The sequence below is a fragment of the Mesorhizobium sp. M7A.F.Ca.AU.001.01.1.1 genome (assembly GCF_004022735.1).
In the GTDB taxonomy this organism is placed as follows: Bacteria; Pseudomonadota; Alphaproteobacteria; order Rhizobiales; family Rhizobiaceae; genus Mesorhizobium; species Mesorhizobium ciceri.
On the sequence record NZ_RZPF01000002.1, the window covers coordinates 1 to 20,176 of the forward strand.

General features: G+C 59.1%; 19 protein-coding genes. 12 read left to right on the forward strand and 7 right to left on the reverse strand.

The genetic code is table 11. The features are described 5' to 3' along the window. The first annotated feature begins 233 nt into the window (after positions 1-233). On the forward strand, positions 234-2,513 hold the full coding sequence (locus EN884_RS00290) for an NADP-dependent malic enzyme (protein WP_024501796.1): 2,280 nt from the start codon (positions 234-236) through the stop codon (positions 2,511-2,513). A 33-nt stretch (positions 2,514-2,546) separates the two neighbouring features. Here EN884_RS00290 and EN884_RS00295 read toward each other — a convergent pair whose 3' ends face one another. From EN884_RS00295 to EN884_RS00325, 7 genes are all read right to left on the reverse strand, one after another. Next, complete coding sequence (locus EN884_RS00295; RefSeq protein WP_063169907.1) at positions 2,547-3,248, reverse strand: antitoxin Xre/MbcA/ParS toxin-binding domain-containing protein; 702 nt, start codon at positions 3,246-3,248, stop codon at positions 2,547-2,549. A 239-nt stretch (positions 3,249-3,487) separates the two neighbouring features. Continuing rightward, positions 3,488-4,480, reverse strand: a complete 993-nt coding sequence (locus tag EN884_RS00300; RefSeq protein ID WP_128360445.1) for an adenosine kinase — start codon at positions 4,478-4,480, stop codon at positions 3,488-3,490. Positions 4,481-4,580: 100 nt separating this feature from the next. Further along, positions 4,581-5,756 (reverse strand): methionine adenosyltransferase, encoded by a 1,176-nt coding sequence (gene metK / locus EN884_RS00305; protein ID WP_063169265.1) that lies wholly within the window; start codon positions 5,754-5,756, stop codon positions 4,581-4,583. 57 nt (positions 5,757-5,813) lie between these two features. Further along, complete coding sequence (gene glyA / locus EN884_RS00310) at positions 5,814-7,151, reverse strand: serine hydroxymethyltransferase (protein WP_063169266.1); 1,338 nt, start codon at positions 7,149-7,151, stop codon at positions 5,814-5,816. Between the two features lie 37 nt (positions 7,152-7,188). Then, positions 7,189-7,533, reverse strand: coding sequence for a helix-turn-helix domain-containing protein (locus EN884_RS00315; protein WP_082826567.1), 345 nt, complete (start codon positions 7,531-7,533; stop codon positions 7,189-7,191). Positions 7,534-8,589: 1,056 nt separating this feature from the next. Then, positions 8,590-10,524, reverse strand: a complete 1,935-nt coding sequence (locus EN884_RS00320) for an HrpF/NolX family T3SS translocon protein (protein WP_024505366.1) — start codon at positions 10,522-10,524, stop codon at positions 8,590-8,592. 301 nt (positions 10,525-10,825) lie between these two features. Further along, positions 10,826-11,524: a secretin N-terminal domain-containing protein gene (locus EN884_RS00325; protein ID WP_024505367.1), complete on the reverse strand. Its 699-nt coding sequence runs from the start codon at positions 11,522-11,524 to the stop codon at positions 10,826-10,828. Between the two features lie 187 nt (positions 11,525-11,711). Between EN884_RS00325 and EN884_RS00330 the strand changes: the two genes are divergently transcribed. The 11 genes from EN884_RS00330 (at position 11,712) to EN884_RS00380 (ending at position 20,103) form a co-directional block, all read left to right on the forward strand. Beyond that, positions 11,712-12,221: a nodulation protein NolB gene (locus EN884_RS00330; RefSeq protein WP_024505368.1), complete on the forward strand. Its 510-nt coding sequence runs from the start codon at positions 11,712-11,714 to the stop codon at positions 12,219-12,221. Between the two features lie 9 nt (positions 12,222-12,230). Continuing rightward, positions 12,231-13,094 carry a type III secretion inner membrane ring lipoprotein SctJ gene (gene sctJ, locus EN884_RS00335; RefSeq protein WP_024505369.1) on the forward strand — a complete coding sequence of 288 codons (864 nt, stop codon included), beginning with the start codon at positions 12,231-12,233 and terminating at the stop codon, positions 13,092-13,094. Then, positions 13,087-13,725 carry a nodulation protein NolU gene (locus EN884_RS00340; protein ID WP_306462320.1) on the forward strand — a complete coding sequence of 213 codons (639 nt, stop codon included), beginning with the start codon at positions 13,087-13,089 and terminating at the stop codon, positions 13,723-13,725. Before sctJ ends, EN884_RS00340 begins: the two co-directional genes overlap by 8 nt. After that, a complete protein-coding gene (gene sctL / locus EN884_RS00345; protein ID WP_024505371.1) occupies positions 13,722-14,345 on the forward strand; it encodes a type III secretion system stator protein SctL in 624 nt (207 codons plus the stop codon). Before EN884_RS00340 ends, sctL begins: the two co-directional genes overlap by 4 nt. Beyond that, positions 14,342-15,700: a type III secretion system ATPase SctN gene (gene sctN / locus EN884_RS00350; protein ID WP_063169268.1), complete on the forward strand. Its 1,359-nt coding sequence runs from the start codon at positions 14,342-14,344 to the stop codon at positions 15,698-15,700. The genes sctL and sctN overlap by 4 nt, the downstream gene beginning before the upstream one ends. Then, positions 15,676-16,188 (forward strand): hypothetical protein, encoded by a 513-nt coding sequence (locus EN884_RS00355; RefSeq protein WP_063169269.1) that lies wholly within the window; start codon positions 15,676-15,678, stop codon positions 16,186-16,188. Before sctN ends, EN884_RS00355 begins: the two co-directional genes overlap by 25 nt. 89 nt (positions 16,189-16,277) lie before the next feature. Continuing rightward, the gene (sctQ, locus tag EN884_RS00360) at positions 16,278-17,306 is read left to right on the forward strand and encodes a type III secretion system cytoplasmic ring protein SctQ (protein WP_095769044.1); all 1,029 of its coding nucleotides are present in this window, start codon (positions 16,278-16,280) and stop codon (positions 17,304-17,306) included. Further along, positions 17,299-17,964 carry a type III secretion system export apparatus subunit SctR gene (gene sctR / locus EN884_RS00365; protein ID WP_029354851.1) on the forward strand — a complete coding sequence of 222 codons (666 nt, stop codon included), beginning with the start codon at positions 17,299-17,301 and terminating at the stop codon, positions 17,962-17,964. Before sctQ ends, sctR begins: the two co-directional genes overlap by 8 nt. A gap of 2 nt (positions 17,965-17,966) precedes the next feature. Next, positions 17,967-18,242: an EscS/YscS/HrcS family type III secretion system export apparatus protein gene (locus tag EN884_RS00370; protein ID WP_024505375.1), complete on the forward strand. Its 276-nt coding sequence runs from the start codon at positions 17,967-17,969 to the stop codon at positions 18,240-18,242. An 8-nt stretch (positions 18,243-18,250) separates the two neighbouring features. Next, on the forward strand, positions 18,251-19,069 hold the full coding sequence (gene sctT, locus EN884_RS00375; protein ID WP_063169270.1) for a type III secretion system export apparatus subunit SctT: 819 nt from the start codon (positions 18,251-18,253) through the stop codon (positions 19,067-19,069). Then, positions 19,066-20,103 (forward strand): EscU/YscU/HrcU family type III secretion system export apparatus switch protein, encoded by a 1,038-nt coding sequence (locus EN884_RS00380; protein ID WP_024505377.1) that lies wholly within the window; start codon positions 19,066-19,068, stop codon positions 20,101-20,103. The genes sctT and EN884_RS00380 overlap by 4 nt, the downstream gene beginning before the upstream one ends. Positions 20,104-20,176 lie beyond the last annotated feature (73 nt).

Below are 20,176 nucleotides of genomic sequence, written 5' to 3' on the forward strand. Positions count from 1 at the left end.
TTCGGGCTGTGCATGTTCATGCGCCGCACGCTAGCAGATGTGATCGCGCGGTTTAATGCCGGGGCTTCGAAAAACAGGGGACGACCGGGACGGCAGGATGCCCGCAATCGCGCGTACCAACCGCGATTCCGCACGCTGGCAGTTTACACGCGGCGGCGCGTGGTCTTAATTCGGTCCGACACAAAGCACCCGCTTCAACGAGGTGCTGCACCGGTGAGGAAATCAAGTACATCATGGCCAGGAAAACCGAGAACAGCGGTCCGTCCGTCAGTGCGCAGGAAGCGCTCGAATTCCACGCCATGGGTCGGCCGGGCAAGCTGGAGGTCGTCGCCACCAAGCCGATGGCGACGCAGCGCGACCTCAGCCTCGCCTATTCGCCTGGTGTCGCGGTTCCGGTCCTGGCCATCGCCGAAGACCCCTCGCGCGCCTTCGACTACACGACGCGCGGCAATATGGTCGCAGTCATCTCCAACGGCACAGCCATTCTCGGTCTCGGCAATCTCGGCGCGCTGGCCTCCAAGCCGGTGATGGAGGGCAAGGCGGTGCTGTTCAAGCGCTTCGCCGATGTCGATTCCATCGACCTCGAGGTCGACACCGAGGACGCCGACGAGTTCATCAACTGCGTGCGTTTCCTCGGGCCCTCCTTCGGCGGCATCAATCTCGAGGACATCAAGGCGCCGGAATGCTTCATCATCGAGCAGCGGCTGCGCGAATTGATGGACATCCCGGTCTTCCATGACGACCAGCACGGCACCGCGATCATCTCCGCCGCCGGCCTGATCAACGCGCTGGAGATCACCGGCCGTGACATGAAGACCACGAAAATGGTCTGCAACGGCGCCGGCGCCGCCGGCATCGCCTGCATCGAGCTGATGAAGGCGATGGGCTTTTCGCCGGAAAACATCATCCTATGCGACACCAAGGGCGTGGTTTTCCAGGGCCGCACCGAAGGCATGAACCAGTGGAAGTCGGCGCATGCGGTGAAGACCGAGGCGCGCAGCCTCGCCGAGGCGCTCGACGGCGCCGACGTCTTCCTCGGCCTCTCCGCCAAGGGCGCGCTGACCACCGCCATGGTGCAGTCGATGGCCAAGAACCCGATCATCTTCGCCATGGCCAATCCCGATCCGGAAATCACGCCGGAGGAAGTGGCCGAGATCCGCACCGACGCCATCATGGCCACCGGCCGTTCGGACTATCCGAACCAGGTCAACAACGTGCTCGGCTTCCCCTATATCTTCCGCGGCGCGCTGGATGTCAGGGCAACCACCATCAATGACGACATGAAGATCGCCGCCGCCCAGGCGCTGGCGGCACTGGCGCGCCAGGACGTGCCCGACGACGTCGCCGCCGCCTATCAGGGTAATCGGCCGAAATTCGGCCCCAACTACATCATCCCGGTGCCGTTCGACCCGCGCCTGATCTCGGCCATTCCGATTGCGGTCGCCAAGGCGGCGATGGATTCAGGCGTCGCCCGCAAGCCGATCCTTGACCTCGACCGTTACGCGCAGGAACTGTCGGCCCGCCGCGACCCGATCGCCTCGACCCTGCAGCGCATCTACGACCGCGTGCGCCGCCAGCCCAAGCGCATCGTCTTCGCCGAGGGCGAGGAGGAACAGGTCATGCGCGCCGCCGTCTCCTATGTGAACCAGAAGCTCGGCACCGCCATCCTGCTCGGCCGCGACGACGTCATCAAGGAAAACGCCAAGCACGCCGGCATCGATCTCAACAAGCAAGGCATCGAGATCATCAATGCAAGGCTGTCGCGCCGCAACGGCATCTACACCGACTACCTCTACGAGCGCATGCAGCGCAAAGGCTTCCTGTTTCGCGACTGCCAGCGGCTGATCAACAACGATCGCAACCACTTTGCCGCCTGCATGGTGGCGCTGGGTGACGCCGACGGCATCGTCACCGGCGTCACCCGCAACTATTCGACCGCGCTCGACGACATCCGCCGCGTCATCGATGCCAAGCCCGGCCACCGCGTCATCGGCGTCTCGATCGTGCTGGCGCGGGGCAAGACCGTGCTGGTCGCCGACACCGCCGTGCACGATATGCCGAACGCCGAGCAGATCGCCGACATCGCCGAGGAGGCGGCAGGCTTTGCCCGCCGCATGGGTTATGAGCCGAGGCTCGCCATGCTCGCCTATTCCACCTTTGGCCATCCGCAGGGCGAACGCTCCGAGCGCGTCCAGGAAGCCGTGCGCATCCTCGACAAGCGCCGCGTCGATTTCGAATATGACGGCGAAATGGCCGCCGACGTCGCCCTCAACGCCCGCGCCATGGCGCAATATCCGTTCATCCGCCTGACCGGCCCGGCCAATGTGCTGATCATGCCGGCGTTCCACTCGGCCTCGATTTCGACCAAGATGTTGCAGGAACTCGGCGGCTCGACGGTGATCGGGCCGCTGCTGGTCGGCCTGAACAAGCCGGTTCAGATCGTGTCGCTGAATGCCAAGGACAGCGATATCGTCAACATGGCGGCGATCGCGGCGTACACGGCGGGGACTTGAGGGGCTGGCCTCAGCGGTGAGTCCGCGAGGCGTTCAGCCCGGCGCGAATACGCGCGCGGCCTCGACGACCTCGTCCACCTGATCCTGCCGCAGCAAGTCGATCGGGACGCGGCCGTCGAGCTGCGCCGAGGGCCGCGTCAGCCACAGCCATGCGAGCCTCGGATTGGTGATCAGGGATAGCACGTCGCGAATGCCTGCAACCGGCCGGCCGTCGACGAACTGCGCCAGCGGGAAGACATGTTTGCGGCCGCCCTTGCGCAAGGCGATGACCTCACCCCGCCGCTGCCAGCGGTGCAGGGTCGAGCGGGCGATGCGCAGATGCTCTTCCAGATAGGTCGAACCGGCGACGCGGCCGGCCCAGTCCTCGATCAGCATCGATTCGAGATCGTCGGACTTTGGCAGCGAAGGAGGCTCGACATCGGCCAACGGGGTCGTCGGCGGATTTGTCACGCCGGCAATACCGGCTTCGCTGCGGCGCGCGGCTTCCGCCGCCAGCGCGCGCACGAATTTCGACGCCAGGCCGGGCAGGTCGGCATGGATGGCGTCGATGGCGCGCCGGTGCTTCGGTGACAGCAAGGTGACGGCGGACGCTATGCTGCCGGCGATCTTGCCGACCGAGACCATGGTGGGCTTGTTGATGGCCTCGTCATAGTGGGCAAGTGCACGTTCGACGTCTTCCGCGACCATCTCCGCGAAGTCGTCCTGCTTGAGGCCCTGGATTTGAAATCTGTTCATGCATCTGTCTTCTGGCCGCGCGCTCCCCCTCAGCTGCGGCCGATTGTTGAACTTCTAGTGCGGAAAACGGAAATCGCGGCGGCAACGAATCCTGCCGCCCGACAGCATGCTGTCCAGCATTTCTTGACACCCCAACTGACTGAGGGCGCACCGAAATGTCAGTCGCGGGACGCCCAGATTGCGTGTAGGTGCGATGTATGACAACTGCGCGACGGTGAGGGGCGGCAGCTTGACGGTTGTTAAAGCAATCCCGCCTGCTCAGCCTCGCGGCGCAGATTCTGCCGGGGCCTGGGGCCGATCTGCTGGATCACCAATCCGGCCGCCAGTGAGCCAAGGTCGCCGCAGGTTTGCAGGTCGCGGCCTTGCGTGTAGCCATGCAGGAAGCCGGCGGCATAGAGATCGCCGGCGCCCGTCGTGTCGACCAGTTCCTTGATGGCGGTCGCCTTGATCACCACCGTCTCGTCGCCGCGCACGATCACGGAGCCTTTTTCCGAGCGGGTCACGGCGGCGATCCGGCAATCCTTGCGGATCTGCGCCAGCGCCTCGTCGAACGAGGATGTCTGGTAGAGCGATTTGATCTCGTGGCTGTTGGCAAAGACGATGTCGACCGTGCCCGAACGCATCAGCTCGAGGAATTCGTCGCGGTAGCGGTCGACGCAGAACGAATCCGACAGCGTCATCGACACTTCTCGGCCTGCCGCGTGCGCCAGCTTCGCCGTCTGGCGGATTGCCTCCTTGGCGCGCGGCGGGTCCCACAGATAGCCTTCGAAATAGGTGACCTTGGCGCCGGACGCCTTGTCGGCTTCGACATCCTCAGGGCCAAGCTCGACGCAGGCGCCGAGATAGGTGTTCATCGAGCGCTCGCCGTCGGGCGTGACGAAGATCATCGAGCGCGCCGTCGGCGGCTCACCCTTGAGCGGCGTGGTGCCGAAGGCGACGCCCTGCGCATGGATGTCGTGGGCGTAGATTTCGCCCAGCGCATCGTTGGAGACCTTGCCGAAGAAGGCCGCGCGGCCGCCAAAGCTGGCGACGCCGGCCGCCGTGTTGCCGGCGCTGCCGCCGGACGCTTCGATCGCCGGGCCCATGCGGCTGTAGAGCAGTTCGGCGCGTTGTGTGTCGATGAGGTTCATCGCGCCCTTGATGATGCCGTTGGTCTCGAGGAATTCCTCGTCGCACTGGGCGATGATGTCGACAATGGCATTGCCGATGCAAAGCACGTCATAATCCGGCATCAAAATCTCCGCCAAAACCCGAGCCGGCTTCTTGCCACGCCGGCCGGGCGTGGTCTCGCGAGTTGAAATGGGTTGCCGCATGCGCTTGATCCAGCCGCCCTCACGCAGCTGCCGGTCCGGCTTCACGCAGCAAATCGTCAGCTTTGTCCGTCTTCTCCCAAGTGAACTCAGGCTCTTCACGCCCGAAGTGTCCGTATGTCGCCGTCTTGCGGTATATCGGCCGTAAGAGATCAAGCATCTTGATGATGCCTTTCGGTCGGAGATTGAAAACCTCGAGAACAAGGCGCTCGATCCTTTTTTCCTCGATCCTTGCGGTTCCGAAGGTATTGACCATGACAGAAACCGGACTGGCCACGCCGATCGCGTAGGCAAGCTGAACCTCGCAGACCTCCGCAAGGCCGCTGGCAACGATGTTCTTCGCGACATACCGGGCGGCATAGGCCGCCGAGCGGTCAACCTTGGATGGGTCCTTGCCCGAAAAGGCACCGCCGCCGTGACGCCCGGTCCCACCGTAGGAATCGACGATGATCTTCCGTCCTGTGAGGCCGCAGTCGCCGGCAGGCCCACCGACCACGAACCGCCCTGTTGGGTTGACCAGAAATCTGATCCCCGAAGTATCCAGGTGGGCCGGCAGGACCGGTTTTATGATCTCCTCAATGACGCCTTCGCGGACCGTGGCTTGTGAGACCGCTTCGTCATGCTGCGTTGACAGGACTATGGTATCCAGCGCCACCGGGCGGAGCCCTTCGTAGCGTACCGACACTTGAGATTTCACGTCCGGACGCAGCCAGCCAAGCTGTCCCGCTTTCCGGACCTCGGCCTGTCTTTTCGTCAAATGGTGAGCGAGTTGGATCGGCAGGGGCATCAATGTATCCGTCTCGTTGCATGCGAATCCAAACATGATGCCCTGATCCCCTGCCCCTTGCCCGAGATCCTGCCCTCGTCCTTCATCAACGCCCTGGCTTATGTCGGGCGACTGCTCGGTGAGGGCCAGAACGACGGCGCAACGTCGACCATCAAAGCCAATCGCATCATCGTCGTAGCCAATATCGAGTATCGTATCGCGGGCGACTTGGCTGTAATCGATGTGGGCATGGCTGGTGATCTCGCCAGCCACAACGACCATCCCCGTCTTCACCAACACTTCACAGGCGACGCGCGCCTTCGGATCGGTGCGCAGGACCGCATCGAGAATGGCATCGGAGATGTTGTCTGCCATCTTATCGGGGTGTCCCGCGCCGACGGATTCGGAAGAGAACACGAACTGCCTGGTCATAAAAATGCCCTCGCTTCAAGTGCTGGAGTTAGTGAGGAGTTTCTGGATTGGGGTGGCTTATCGGTCGGGGATGCCGGGAACATCGAACGCAGTGCAGAAGTCGGCAACGTCTCTTCGTACGCTCGCATGAACTTCCTGGTCATCGGGCTGGCGGCAGACCGAGTCGATGAAAGCGGCGATCTGCACCATCTCCGTTTCGCGCATGCCCATGGACGTCACCGCTGGTGTCCCTAAGCGGATGCCGCTTGTCAGCGCCGGATGCCGCCGGTCGCCCGGGACCATATTGAAATTCGCAATGATGCCTGCACGCGATAAGCGCTCCGCATAGGCTTTGCCTGACAGCGACCGGTCCCGAAGATCAAGGATCAGCATGTGATTGTCAGTGCCCCCGGTGACGAGTTCATAACCTCGCTCCAGAAGTGCCTGGGCCAGAGCCTTGGCGTTGTGGACGATCTGCTGACCGTAGACACGAAAGGACGAGTTCGCTGCTTCCTGCAAAGCGACGGCAAGCGCGGCGATAGTATTCATATGCGGTCCGCCTTGCAGAAGAGGGAACACGGCGCGGTCTATACGTTTGGCCAGATTGTGTTTGCTCTTCGGATGATGGAGGGGCTGATAACGGTCTTCATTCCTTGATAAAATGAAGCCACCCCGGGGACCGCGGATCGACTTGTGAGAGGTGCTGGTGACCACATCGCAATGGGACACGGGGTTCGGATGCACTCCTGCGACAACCAGGCCGCAGATGTGGGCGATGTCAGCCACCAGATACGAGTTCACCTCCGAAGCAATTTCGGCCATTGCCGCGTAGTCAAAAATACGCGGATAAGCAGTTCCGCCGACCCAAATTAGCTTCGGGCGTTCCCGCTTGGCGGTCTCGCGCAAGTGGTCATAGTCAATTTGCTGTGTCTTTTCGTGCAGCCTGTACGGGACGCGCTGATAATCGCTGCCGGAAAAATTGACGGACCAACCGTGAGTCAGATGGCCGCCTTCGGGTAAAGGCAAGCCCATGACTTTGTCACGGGGGCTCAAAAGCGCGCGATAGACAGCCTGGTTGGCTGGCGAGCCTGAATAAGGCTGGACGTTGGCATGTTCACTGCCAAATAGCGCTTTCAGGCGCTCGATCGCGAGGGTCTCAAGCTCATCGACGATCTCGTTTCCGGCGTAGTAGCGCGCACCGGGGTATCCCTCGGCATACTTGTTGGTGAAAATCGACCCGGTCGCTTCCAACACCGCCGAGGAGGCAAAGTTCTCGGAGGCGATCAGTTTGAGAGTTGTCCGCTCCTGACGCTCCTGTCTTAGAAGCAGTTCGTGAACGCGGGAGTCGACGGCGGCTAAGTGAGGCCGCCCGTAAGTGTCGGGCTGCGCGATGGCGCCGCCGGCGGAGTTATCCATGGTAGTCGCGCTCCATTTGGACTGATCTATTTCACGATCAAGCAGGCGGTCCCTTCAACCGCGCGTCTTGTATTGCTTCCAGGCGTTGTAGGTCTCTTTTATGATGGCCATCATCGTGGGGCAGGAGATCGACCACCAATTGAGCCAGCTCGCCATCCTTGCCTCCTGCTTGCATATGGTACGAAGACTGCGGACGTTGTTCGTTGCAGCAAAGAAAGTTGGCTCTGACCAGCCGCCGAACGTGGCGTCGAACCTGCTCGCGAGGCAGACCGGTAATATCGGCCAGCTCGCCGACGGTTAGATCCGCATGCGCGCAAAGGCCCAGGATTCGAAGGCGATCAAGATGCGCTGCCGTCCTTAGGCGATTTACCAGTGTCAACATTGGTTAGCATCAACCCGGACGGGATGCAGCAAGCCGCTAGCCCTTCTATCCCCATCAATCCGCATGAGACCTCTCTCGTCATTTGCTGTAAATCCGCTGGTATGGATGCTAATGGAAGATAGATCACAGTCCTTTCTACGACTAAGACGCCAGATATTGGGGCTAATGTACCACCTGACAGGAGACTACACTCACGAACATTATGTGAATTTTTTTTAACGTTGCTGAGAATCAAGGGGGAGGTTTGGCGAATGTCTCGCCGTCGACTGTCGAATCCTGCCCGACGGGATTATAGGGTGCGTAGCCTGCTTGTCCTTTCCACATGACCAGCGACGATGGGGCGAAGGCGGCAGACATAGCTCTGGAGCATGCTGCGGTATCTTTGGCCTGAAGCCGAGGAAGGCGGACCGTGGCTTCCGCGCCGCTGCCGGGAGCCCGCGAACAGGCCAAGTGGATCAGCCGGGTGTTGCCGTCATAGAGCGTGAGACCCAAAGCTGGCCAGCCGCGCCCTGAGGCTGACGCACCGCTCAGCGTCCACCTTGCTCTCGAAGCCCATCGGCATAGCGCCGATAACGACTTGACCGCGTGCGTGTCGACGAGCGATCGGTGAGCGCAAGGATCGAGGGTGCAGTGCAGGATAATGCTGTTTTAAATCAGCGCTGTTTTCAGCCGACTGCCTTGAGCGTGGCACGAGGATATAGGCCCAAGGCAGGAGATCATCGTCTGCTGTTCGGGAGGCCGCCCTGGGCGCGCGACAGCCGTTCCTTCGGCTGCGCCGCTCCGCCACCATCCGCGCCGTGCCTTCCGGAGACCATTCCCGCTACCGGCCGGCGCCCGTGAAAACCTCGACCCGGCGCACCGGCTCGAGATGGCTGGGCTCAGCGTAACTCTGAAGTCGTCATATACCGAAGTCTTCACAGACTTCGGACATCCCCCTCACAGTCCGATCCAGATGGCGTCAGGAACACCGCTTGCGTTGATGCGGATGAACCCCTGCTTGTGCCACAATGACCCTTATGTCAGCGCGCGAGCCAAAGCTTCCGCGCAAGGCGACGGCTAGGATAAGGCAATGCCGACGAAGGGCACATTGCTTGCCACACTCTGGAATGATGGCATGCTCGGAAGGCCTAGGCTTTGCTCAGGGCCGCCTGCAAGGCGCGCTTTGAGGTTATTCACATAGCCTTCTGCGTAGTCCTGCGCCGTCGAGACCGAAAGATCAATGCCTGCCGCCAAGGCCTCTTCCATCAGGTGCTTTACGAGCCCATTTCGAATGGCCAGCTTGACCTCGGGGCCTGCGATAAGGCCGATCGCCTGCGCGGCCATATTGAGGCCAGCTTCCTCCAGCGCTCGCTTCATATCGCCTCCGTTAATGGCCGTACGCAGGAGATTGGCTGCTTGCGACTCAGCCTCGAGAACCATCGAGGCAAGATCGGCTACTTGTCCGAGGCCCGGAATGAAGCTGAGCAGTCCCACCGCCGTTGCCGCCAAGTCGAGCACTTTCGTCTCGATTTTGAGCACGGAGTCGACGACGTGCATGACGGCCCCGCCGTTCTTTTTGGCTGACTTAATGTCAGGCTGGTCCATCAGGCCCATCTTCATGTCCGCGACGGCATTCTGCTCTTCTGCGGTTTGGGCGCCGTGGGTGATTGGCTGCTGAACGTTGCGGTTCGCAGACGACATGTTTGTGCAAAAATGGGCAAAGTCTTTTTTGCTGATATTGCCGGAATCAACCGTATGCCCGCCGCCAAAGTCGAAGAATTTATGATGGGTCTTATAGCCCGTGATCGAATTGTTCAGGAGGCCAAACAAAAGAGGATCTGAAAGGAGCTGAGAGGCTGCTTCCCGCACTTTCGGATCAAGGCTCTTGTCGTCTTTCATTTTCGCCAGTTTGTCGCGAGTCAGAACACCGCTTCCAAAGAACGTGTCCTGATGGTCCTTGATCATCTCGACCGTATTCAGCTCAGTTTGCGTGAGGCTCATCGACGATGAGGCGACTTGCAGGAAATCCTCTTTGTGCATCTTCCCTTTCGAGCCACCGCACAACTGGTTCCAAGCATCGGGGTGATCGAGGAAATATTGCGCCGCCGCAATGACCTGGGGCGGAAATTTGCCGTTTTTCGATTCGCCGCCGACCATTTTCTTGAACTCATCCAGACTCAGGTCCTTGGACAGATTTTCGGAGTACCGGTAAAACTCCCGCAAGGCATCGCTCAAGGTCATGACCGAAGGCTGCAAACCTCCGCTGCCGTCGGATGGTATGTAGTTCTGCTCGTAGCTTCGCGCTTGGGCTTCCTGAAATGCAGCAACTTGTGGGTGGTGGTTTGAAAATCCGGCCAAGTCCTTGGCGTTGATCTTGCCTCCACAGCGGCCGTCGCCCTGCGAGCCAATCGCATAAAAAAGTCCCGAATCCTGCTGCAGTCCCTGGATCGCCGCTTTCAGATCCGGTGGCGTAGAGGGATCATTGGCTTTGTCGGTCAACGACTTCCAAGTAAGCGGGCATTGGTCCTTGTGACGGTTGAGTACCGCAACAATCTGCAACTCAGCCGTGGTCAGCGACCCACCGTTCCACGTGATTCCGGGGCTCGGCCTGGGAGCCGGCTCGATCTTCGGAGTGACGCCGAGCAGATGTTGGGCTTCAGTCGCCTTGGAGCGTTGCGATTGGTCCTCCTTGAGAGCCGCCCTCATATTTGGCGGCAGCAGATCCAGTGGGTGTTGCTCCAAGCCATTCAATGTCAAGACATCCGGTGCCAGATGGCCCAAAGGGTCCTGCCGCAATTTATCCATTGTCGAATCAAGATTCGACGCTGGCAGATCCCCTTGCGCGAAAGAGCCGGGCTTGTCTGCCAGCACACAAGTGGACAGCATCGCTTCGAAGCACGATGCACTTTGCTGATGCTGGGTCGCAAAATGGGAAACTTTCAGGCCCGGCCAACCCCTTGCGGACTGTAGCGAATTTGAGCGGTAGAAAGTTGAAAGATTACTGGCCGACATTATGCATCCTCAGACGTGACGTTGAAATCCCCACAAGAGACCCCGACAGAAGATCCCTTGCGTTTCACAAAATTCGACAATTCCAAGCGTCGGCAGGTCACGAATGCGCCTGCCCTGCCTTCAATTGCTGTGTTCCGGGCCGGCTCCAAGGTTCGGTCCAACACAATGGCCGGAGTCACCGCGAGAGCTGCCGGGACTCATCATGAGCGGATTAGCTTTCGAGAAACTGACGAGTTTGCGAAGAGTTCACAAAGGGGTAGCCGCAGTCATGTTCTTCAGAGCTGCGGGAAATCCTCAATGTTCATTTCTTGCCCAGCTCAGGCTTCCCGCCAACGCTATCCTGTTGTGGGATGTCAGAAGAATAAGAAGCATCCGGTCGTCCGTCGCGAACGACCGTAGTGGAGGAGCCGCGAAACAAGATCAGCACTGATTCCTTTGGCGTTGCCGCTATGTGAGTCTGCGCCTGCGCCTGCGCCACCAAGCCGTTAAAGGTCTGCTCCACGAGTGCGACGAAGCGCGGTGGACCGGAAACGAAGACGAGGCCATTGCCTGGCACGGGTTTGACCACATAGCGCTCGTCGGAGATATCAAGCTTGTCGAGAGCCCCCTTGAACGCATCGAAGCGAATCGACGTCATCAAAAGCATTCGAGTTTGCGATTCTTGTGCAGCAGACACATAGAGCACAAGGCCGTCATAGTACCATTGTAGACCGTAAAGGTTCGTCAAGCGGTCGAGGAACGCGCGCGGTGGCAAATCAGGCATACGTCCGCGAATTCGCCCCTTCACCGCAGGACTGATGTTGACCCTGATATTCAGGTTGTTGCCGAATTCCTGCAACGCTGCAGCGAGCTCCTGATCCAGAACCGTGTATCTATAGGGTGTCGCCGGAAGGGACAGCGGGACTGCATGCGCCGGGTGAATCCCGGTGGACAGAAAAAACCCGGCACAAAGAAGTCTCAAAACATGCAGGGTGACGGGTTGGATAAGCGTTCTCGGCATGTCGCACTGATAAACCAAACGCTGAAATCATCACAAGTGACTAAATTGCCGAAGAGATTTTAGATTGTCGAAATGACGCCGCCGTTAGTCAGCTTGTTGTCAGCTTGCCCCCCTAGGAGTGTTGCGCCGACACCGGGTGATGAATGGGCGGGGCTCGCCCGGTCAGAGAGAGCAACCGAGTCCTTACATGATGATGCCTGTCACGTCGATCTCTGCCACTCTAACGGCTGGCCTCCCCAGGGTCGGATCACCGTCGATTGTCGAGCAGGCCCAGTTTGAGCGCGCCTTAGGGCATGCAGCCGACTCGCTGAAAAACGATGCCGCCGCGGGGCCAGCGAGTGCGGCGCCAGTTGCTGCGGCGATGGATGTTCAGCGCGCGGCTGCGCCGACGAGCGGCATGGGCGATCGCGTGTTGCAGACGATTTCCTCCCTATATCCACACAACACTGTTTCCTTCCCCGCGCTCGACCATGACATAGCCCTTTCGAAGGGCGCTCTACCGGGACCGGCGCAGAAGCTTCCCGTTCCAGGTGAGGCGGGAACCGGAATCTCGGGCATTCCCCAACAAGGGCAAGACTTCGAAACGATGATGGCTGGTCTTCGGGATGTTTACAACGGCGTCACCCAGGTGGCGCTTATCTCCAAAGGCGTCAGCGGCGTCACATCATCCGTGAATAAACTTTTGAAGGAAGGCTGAACCGCGCGCATGATTGGCTTGGCCGAGGGCGAAATCATGCGTGGCCTGTCAGGGTGGCGGTCGGTTAGACTTGTCATGCTGCCAGTTCTCGTCGCCCTCACTGCTTGCAAAGCCGACCTCTACACGCAATTGCAAGAGCGTGAGGCAAATGAAATGCTCGCACTTCTTGAAGACAACGGGGTCGCCGCGATCCGGGTGGTCGCCAAGGATGGAACCAGCACGATCCAGGTTGACGAAAAGCTGCTCGCCTTCTCAATCAACCTTCTGAACGCCAAGGGGCTGCCGCGCCAATCCTTCAAGAACCTCGGTGAGATATTCCAAGGATCAGGCCTGATTGCCTCGCCGACCGAAGAGCGTGCCCGTTACGTGTATGCCCTGAGCGAAGAGTTGTCGCGGACGATCAGCGATATCGATGGCGTTTTTTCTGTACGTGTTCACGTCGTGCTGCCGCATAACGACCTTGTGCGAGCCGGTGCCACGCCATCCTCGGCCTCGGTGTTTATCAGGCACGACGCAAAAACAAATGTCGCGGCTCTGCTGCCAAAGATAAAGATGCTTGTAGCCGACAGCATCGAAGGCCTGTCCTACGATAAGGTGGAAGTGGTTTTGGTGCCGGTAGAACGTTCCGCACACGAGCAACGGCCCGATCCGACTGCTGTTTTGCCACAAGCATCACTACCTCTTCCTGCGCCACTTCTGGCGACCGTAACAGGTTTTGCCGCAGCCGTATTCGCCGTGGCCTGTTATCTCTTGATCGGCGTTGTTACGCGTCGGCGCAAGCAATCAACCGGCGTTTCCAAGGTCGAGGGGCGCCGGGATGCTTCTGCTGTCGAGGCCATTCGCAAAAGAATGCCTGCAATTGGACGTGGGTGACATCTCATTGCCAATGCCTATACAGACCGCCCGACCTGATGGTCCGCACTTTCCGGGCGCGAGCGAGCTTGCGGCTTCGGCCCATCCAACCCGTCTTGCGGCGCGTCTTGATCCAGCGTTATCGGCCGAAACGTTAGTGAAGTTGCAGAAGTGTTCCAGACTGCATCCAAGGCTGGCAGAATTGCTGGGCAACGATGACGTGGATCTGAACCACATCGGCTGCAGGCCGGACCTTCTACGCGGGCATGATCCATATCGAGCGACCCTTCTTGCTGGTAGTATCTGGCATGCCCGTTCGCTGGTCGCGTTTGTCTCTCAGCCTGAGCTTGCCATCCTTGTTAAACGCATCGGCGTGGATGCACACGCATTCGGAATCCGACACCTGCTGCATGCTGTTGACAAAAGACTGATCTCGGACCCAGAAAAACTCGCTCAGCAAATCGAATACGATGGACACGCATGTCTTGGAGCTTGGCTCCAGGACAGTTCAGCGACCGAGCGTAACCGCGTGCTTCTTCGATTGCCCGAGGGGACTGCCGCGGAGACTCCAGCACATGAGCATTGGACCGCCGCCGGCCAATTGCTTTCACTTGTAGTAGCTCATTTTGAGACAGAGACCCCGGTGAAATGACAGTCGAACTTTCCGAGGGGCCAATAGCGCCGCAGATGCGTCCAGTCGGACCACTGATACCCGCGAGCGAGCTCGAAACCTGGCACAGCGCCGCGCAAGCCCTTGCCGCGGCAGAACGGCATCGGCAGCGCGTTCGAAACTGGGCACGCGCGGTTTACCAGCGGGCGTGGGCGCGCGGCCACATGGAGGGCTCGAATGCAGGCACCGAGGAGATGGCAGGGTTGATTGCGGAGACAATCTCCGAAATCGCGCGACGAAAGGCGGCTCTGGAGCAGGAATTGCCGCAGCTCGTGATGGAAATATTGAGCGATCTTATCGGCGCTTTCGATCCGGGCGAGCTATTGGTGAGGGCTGTTCGTCACGCCATAGAGTGTCAATACAGCGGCGCCGACGTTTGCCTTCATGTTTCTCCCATGCAAGTCGACATGCTTGCACGAGAGTTTGCTCGATGCGACGGCCAGGATGGTCGACCAAGGGTGCGGATCGAGCCCGACCCGACATTGTCGCCGCAACGCTGCGTGCTGTGGAGCGAGTACGGCAATGTTGACCTTGGACTTGACGCCCAGATGCGCGCGCTGCGCCTTGGTTTCGGGACGCTCTGTGAGAAAGGCGAGCTATGAGAAAGCCCGTCCCAGAACATAACGCTGACGCCCACACTCGAGCTCTCGTTCCAGCAATCTCGTCTTTGAGGGCTGCGGCCAAGCGAATTGACACGCGTGCGGTGCGCGGTCGGATCACGCGGGCTATCGGCACACTGGTTCATGCCGTCTTGCCAGACACTCGTATTGGGGAACTTTGCCTCCTAGAGGACCCGCGAACCGGGCTGTCGCTCGAGGCCGAGGTGATCGGCCTGTCGGGTGATGGTGTATTGCTGACACCGATCGGGGACTTGGTGGGCCTATCCAGCCGCGCAGAGGTCGTGGCCACTGGCCGAATGCGTGAGGTGCCCGTCGGCGGCGATTTGCTCGGTCGCGTGATCGACAGTCGTTGCCGCCCATTGGACGGCAAAGGCGAAATCAAGACCGTCGAAACTCGGCCCCTGCATGGCAGAGCCCCCAATCCGATGACGAGGCGCATGATTGAGCGGCCATTCCCGCTTGGGGTCCGTGTCCTCGATGGTCTGCTGACGTGCGGCGAGGGCCAGCGGATCGGGATTTATGGCGAGCCAGGTGGTGGCAAGTCGACGCTGTTGTCACAGATCGTAAAGGGTGCCGCCGCTGACGTCGTCATAGTGGCGCTCATAGGCGAACGTGGACGGGAAGTTCGTGAATTCATCGAAAGGAATCTTGGTGAAGAGGGCCTTCTCCGTACGGTCGTCGTGGTTGAAACATCCGACCGCTCGGCGGTAGAGCGTGCGCAATGCGCTCCAATGGCGACTGCGCTCGCGGAATATTTCCGCGATCAAGGCCTACGCGTTGCTCTCATGCTGGATTCGCTGACGCGCTTCTGCCGCGCTATGCGCGAAATAGGCCTTGCTGCGGGTGAGCCGCCGACGCGACGGGGCTTTCCTCCTTCCGTTTTTGGCATGCTGCCAGGCCTGCTCGAGCGCGCCGGCATGGGTGAGCGGGGCTCAATCACGGCCTTCTATACGGTGCTTGTAGAGGGTGATGGCACGGGTGATCCAATCGCCGAGGAATCGCGTGGTATTCTCGATGGCCATGTCATCCTCTCACGCGCTATTGCGGCGCGATCGCATTTCCCCGCTATTGATGTGCTGCAGAGTCGCAGCCGCGTCATGGATGCAGTCGTTTCGGGGACACATCGCAAGGCAGCATCCATTTTCCGCGAGCTCCTGTCGCGCTATGCCGAGACCGAGTTCTTGATCAATGTTGGCGAATACAAGCCAGGTGGAGATCCCCTGACTGACCGGGCTGTCGCGTCAATCGACGAACTGAGGGAGTTTCTGCGCCAGAGCGAAGATGACGCGTCAGATTTCGAGGAGACGGTCGCATGGATGTCGCGTCTGACCGCGTAAACTGGATTCAGTCTTCGAGTATACGGCTTCTGAAGGAAATGCAAGAGCGTCGTGCCCTTGGCGAGCTGTCCAAGAAGGAAGCCCAGCGCGATGTGGCCGCCTCAGCCGTACAAAATGCCTCTAGGGAGCTTGCAATGATACAGCAACATTGTTCAAGAAAAGAAGCAGCGCTCTATCAGCATCTGATGTCACTCGACAACTTGTCTAGCGCAGCGCTCGACCGTCACCGCCTTCACACTGAACAACTTGCCGCTGAGATCAATTCCAGACGGCAGATGCTTGATGATACCCAAATCGCTCAAGAGGAGGCTGAGATGGCGGCGTCCAGGACGAGGGAGCTATGGGTCATATGTTCGGCGGCAAGGGACAAATGGCAACAAATCGAGGACGACGTGCGGCGCGCCGTCGAGACTCATTCGGAGGCCGCAGCCGAGATCGAGGCCGACGATGAGATACTGCTGAAATATGCGAGGGGGTCGCTTGCCTAAATGCCGCGCAACCGGATCCGACGGTCGCAAGAGGTCGTCCGAATGACACGACCGTGCAGTCTTTGATAGACGCTGCGGTCACACCCGCCATGTTCGAACCAGTTCTGAAACTGTCCCACACGGTTGTCTCGTGGCTCAATGATACAGCAGCGCCGCGCACGCCGTTTCAAAGCCGGATCAACGAGGTGCCGCTATCGGTGCGAACGGCAGGGCTTGTCTGGCAGCAGGAACCTGCTGCCATTCCGATGCTTGACTGCGTCTGGAGAGTGGGAGCCGAAACGGTCATCTTGTCACTGTCGCGCCCGCTCGTAGAGGAGTTCATCACGACAGTGCAGAACGGCTTGGCCTTCCCTTCCGAGCCAACTGCTTCGCTAATTCTCGAACTCGCTCTGGAGCCGCTTGTCACTCGACTGGAGGAGACGACGCGTCTGAACGTGCAACTCGTGCGGGTATGCGAAGCCACGATGCTGGCTCCTCATCTTGAACTCGACATCATTTTCGGCGCGGTCAAGGGCAAGGGCCGTCTATTCCTGTTCACGCCACTTGACGGCTTAGTACCGCCTGCGTTTCGCGCGCTAGGCGAACTGCTTGCCCAGTTGCCGCGGCAGCTGGGCGGGCTGCCTCCAGAGCTCCCGCTCATTGTTGCAGGAGAGGTCGGCACGCTTCGCCTTCCTGCGGCGCTTCTTCGAAGCGCATGTGTCGGTGATGCATTGTTGCCCGATATTGCGCCGTTCGGCCGCGGCCAGATCACCCTAGCTGTCGGCCAGTTGTGCGCCGAGGCGGATCTTGACGGCGATGAATTAATCTTGCGGGGGCCTTTCCGCCCGCGACCGTGTCCTTTGGAGAGTGCGCATATGACACAACCCGGATCGCAACTGGAGCTTACTAAGGATCTCGACGATGTCGAGATCGTGCTTGTCTTTGAATGCGGCCGCTGGCCTATTTCTCTTGGGGAATTAAGAAGTGCCGGCGAAGGGCATATTTTTGAACTTGGATGGCCGATCGACGGCCCGGTCGACATAGTGGCCAATGGTCAGCGTATCGGGCGTGGCGACATTGTCCGCATCGGAGAAGAGCTGGGCATCAGGCTCCGTGGCGGGTTTGCATGCAATGAGTGAAGCTCAGCCGACAATCCTGGCGCTTCTTGCGGTTACCGCCGGACTCGGTCTGCTGGTTTTAGCAGTTGCCACGACAACGGCCTTTGTAAAGGTATCAATTGTTCTTTTCCTCGTCCGCAATGCGCTCGGGACCCAGACCATACCACCCAATGTGGTGCTGTACGCCGCGGCGATGATCCTCACTATGTTCGTTAGTGCGCCCGTTGCTGAGCAGACCTATGACCGCATGTCGGATCCCAAGCTCCACTATCAGACATTCGACGACTGGGTAAGCGCCGCTAAAGCCGGAAGTGAGCCCTTGCGCGAGCATCTCAAGAAATTCACAAATGAAGAGCAGCGGCGATTTTTCCTATCTTCGACAGAAAAGGTCTGGCCAGAGGAAATGCACGCTGCAGCCACGCCTGATGACTTTGCAATACTTGTACCATCTTTCTTGCTATCAGAATTGAAGCGCGGATTTGAGATAGGATTTCTACTTTATCTGCCTTTTATTGTTATAGATCTGATAGTGACAACTATCTTGATGGCAATGGGTATGTCGATGGTCTCACCAACTGTTATATCTGTTCCGTTCAAGATCTTCTTGTTTGTTGCCATTGATGGTTGGTCAAAATTGATGCATGGGCTTGTGCTGAGTTATACGTTACCGGGAGGCTGATCATCACTGAATCCAGCATCATTACTCTTATGAGCCAATCACTGGTGGTTTTCATGATCTGGATTCTACCGCCGCTCATTGCATCAGTGGTTGTCGGCCTCGTCATCGGCATCCTCCAGGCGGCGACGCAGATCCAGGATGAAAGCTTGCCGCTCACCGTGAAGCTTCTGGTCGTTGTCGCGGTGATTGGGCTGTTTGCTCCTGTGCTAAGCGCCCCGCTCATAGAGCTAGCCGATCAGATCTTCACCGAGTTTCCCGCAATGACACTTAGCTACTAGTCCGCCCCATGGACGCGCCATCGGCCGATATTCAAATTCTGATCCAGACGGCTTTCGAACTCGTCGTTGCGGCAGGTCTTGGGGCAGCCCGCGCGATGGGCATCATGCTGATCTTTCCCGTATTCACACGCTCGCAGATCAGTGGGCTGATCCGGGGCTGTTTGGCTGTTGGCTTCGCACTACCATGCCTGGCACACGTCAGCGGCGGATTGCCGGCGCTGGATCCTGATACGCGCCTGATCCAGCTAACCCTGCTCGGATTCAAGGAAGTTTTTGTCGGTGTACTCCTTGGCACTTTTCTTGGCATTCCGCTTTGGGGCCTTCAGGCTGCCGGGGAGCTTATCGACAACCAACGCGGCATCAGCAGCCCGACCGCTTCGGCCGATCCCGCGACGAACAGTCAGGCTTCCGCGATGGGCGTTTTTCTGGGGATCACTGCGATTGCCATATTCGTCGGATCAGGAGGCCTGGAAACTTTGATCAGTGTCCTGTACCGCAGCTACTTGATCTGGCCGGTGTATCAGTTTCACCCGACACTGAGCGGGCCAGGAGCAATGGAGTTGTTGGGGCTTCTCGACAGCATAATGCGCACGGCATTATTGGTTTCGGGGCCTGTCGTGTTCTTCCTGATACTGATTGATATATCGATGATGCTGCTGCGTCGCTTTGCCCCGCAATTTAAGGCGAGCCAACTGTCTCCGGCAATCAAGAACATTGTCTTTCCAGTTCTCATGGTCACCTACGCTGCCTATCTGGTGGAGAGCATGAAACTGGAGGTCACACGTGCCAACGGCGTGCTGGAGTGGTTCGACAAATTGCTGCCATGAGCGACACAAGTGAAGAGAAGACACACGCCGCCAGCCCGAAGAAGTTAAGTGAAGCGCGCAAAAAAGGACAGCTGCCACGTAGCTCCGATTTCGTCCGCGCGGTCGGGACTTGCGCTGGGCTCGGCTACCTTTGGCTAAGAGGCAGCGTGATCGAGGACAAATGCCGGGAAGCGCTCCTATTAGCCACCAAGTTGCAGAGCCTACCTTTCGATACCGCGGTGCCGCAGGCATTGGTTGTGCTCGTCCAACTCACAGTCGCGGCTGTTGGCCCGCTGCTTGGAACCCTTGTCGCCGCGGTGATTTTGGCCAGCCTGCTAGCCAATGGTGGATTTGTCTTCTCTCTGGAGCCGATGAAGCTCAGCTTTAAGAAAATTGACCCCTTTGAAGGGCTGAAGCGCTTGGGGTCTGCTCGTTCCATGGTCGAAGTCTGCAAGACCATGTTCAAGGTATTGGTTCTCAGCGCAACCTTTTCCATTGTCCTTCTCGGGATGTGGAAGACAATGGTCCCTCTGCCGATCTGCGGCATGGGCTGTGTTGGCCTCATCTTTATGGAGACAAAATTGCTGATGGGAATTGGCGCCGGCGCACTGCTGGTCGGCGGACTGATCGATCTTCTGCTCCAGCGCGCGTTGTATCTGCGCGAAATGCGCATGACCAATACCGAAGTGACGCGCGAGTCGAAGGATCAGCAAGGAGCGCCAGAGTTGAAAGGTGAACAGCGTCGCATCCGCGAGGAGGCGGCCGACGAGCCTGCGCTTGGCGTGCATCGCGCCACGCTGGTCTTAACAGGAAGGGCGGTCCTGATCGGTCTGCGTTACGTTCGCGGTGAAACCGGGGTGCCGTTCTTAGTTTGCCGTGCCGAAGGTGAGCGCGTTTCACATGTGTTGAGCGAGGCGCGGGCACTACGCCTGACGATCGTCCATGACCATGTCTTAGCGCGTCAGCTGATAGGCACTACAAAACTCGGCCACGCGGTTCCTATGCAATATTTCCAGCCTGTCGCGAAAGCATTCTTTGCCGCAGGCTTGGCCTAGTCATGGAAGTCCACGACTGCCCAGTTCAAAACTGACCTGGCTCCATGCTAGTGGCAAATGTCGGCTGGCCATC